This is a genomic window from Variovorax sp. 20P10.2.4, from assembly GCF_058244205.1.
In genome coordinates this window covers 1-1565 of sequence record NZ_JBZAYE010001064.1, presented here as the reverse complement: position 1 = coordinate 1565, position 1565 = coordinate 1, and the positions used below count along the sequence as shown (strand labels likewise).

Annotated in this window: 1 protein-coding gene; it reads right to left on the bottom strand. The window is 70.4% G+C overall.

Going from position 1 to position 1565, the window contains the following annotated elements; all coding sequences use genetic code 11:
* Positions 1-10: 10 nt before the first annotated feature.
* On the bottom strand, positions 11-1565 hold a 1555-nt coding region (locus tag AC27VN_RS41075), incomplete at its 5' end, for a DUF4132 domain-containing protein (protein ID WP_490880453.1).

The following is a 1565-nucleotide window of genomic DNA, read 5'->3' as shown; positions in this document are numbered from 1 at the left end:
GCGGCCGCGCTCAAGCGCGCAGCCCTTCCATGTCGCGGATCAGCTCGCTGGCCGAGATCGGATCGAGCTGGTCCAGCGTCTCGGCGTTCTGCATGTTGCCCCAGCCCGAGGGCTTGCCAACCTGCACCTCGCCGAGCTTCTGCTCGGGGTACTCGTCGACCATGCCGACGATGATGCCGGGGTCGAGGTAGAGCTCGATCACGCGGCTCGGGCCCAGCGGCTTGCTGAAGTACCAGATGCCGCCGCCGTCCTGCGCCTCGCCGCGGCGCCAGCCCTTGTTGACCAGGCCCAGCACGCGGCCGGTGGGCACGGTGGCGTCCTTCCAGCGCTCGAGCTTCTGGCTCTTCTTCTCGTCCTCGGTCAGCACGTAGGTGTCGCGGCCGATCTGCGCGAAGGGCTGCAGCAGCTCGTAGTCGGCGAACACCTGGCCGAAGGCGCCGGCGTCGGTCGGCGAGAGCTCGAGCGCATGCGGCACGCCGATGCGGATGTCCTCGCCCGCGGGCAGTTCGAAAGGATCGTCCTCGGCGGTGCTGAAGCTGCCGTCCTCGGCCACGCGGAAGCACGCCAGCAGTTCGCCGCCGTAGCTGGCCTCGCCCTGCACGCGGTAAACGCCCCAGATCAGCCGCTGCACCAGGTGGCGCACCAGCGGATGCTCGACCAGGAAGGTGCGGAACACCTCGGGCGTCCAGCGCCGGCGCACGCACATCGCGACCTCGAGCCGCAGCAGTTGCTGGCTCGCGATGGTGCGCACGTCCTTCTTGAGCAGCTTGAAGCGTTCGACTGCCTCCTTGCTCTTCTCGGCGTCGTCGGTCTTCTTGGGCTTGGGCAGGTCGGACAGGCGCGCGCCATCGACGCCGTCGGCGCGCTCGCGCACATAGGGCTTGAGCGCCTCGTCGAAACCGACCTTGAAGCTGCGCGGGCCGAAGTCCAGCAGCAGGGTGCCCTGCTCGTCGAGGCCGAGGTCGGGCGCGAGCCGGTCCTCGAGTTCCTCGGTCGAGAGGCCGCGCGCCTCGGCGATCGCATCGATCTTCTCGCGCGCGCGGTCCTGCAGGCCCTTGAACTTCACCTTCTGCGCGATGCCGTTGAGCAGCATCAGCGCCACGTCGGAGCCGATCCCGGCCAGCACGTCGAGGCCGGTGACGGCGCGCGCATGCGCGGCCTCGCCGGGCCAGGCGCGGATGAAGGGCGTGAGCCGGCGCGCCGTGTCGTCGTTGCCGAGGAAGCCGAGCACCGTGAGCGCCCAGCCTTCCTTGCTCGGGCCGCCGGCCTCGAGCCAGGCACTGAAGGCGTCCCAGGCGAAGTCGGCCAGCGACTCGGGCGCGCAGGCTTCCTTGACCACCGCGATGCCGCCGTAGACCTCCTCGTTGGTCGGGAAGGTGAACATCTGGCCCAGGTGGTCGAGCGCCTCGTCGGGCAGTGCCTTGCCGTTGCGCAGCACCGGCCGGCGCCAGCCGCGCGGCTGCCAGAACTCGGGCAGCTTGGCGCGCTTGGTGGGGAAGCGGTCGAGCGGGCTTTCCTCGAGCACGGCGCGCAGCGCCTGCACCGCCTCGTCCTTGCCGTAGCGG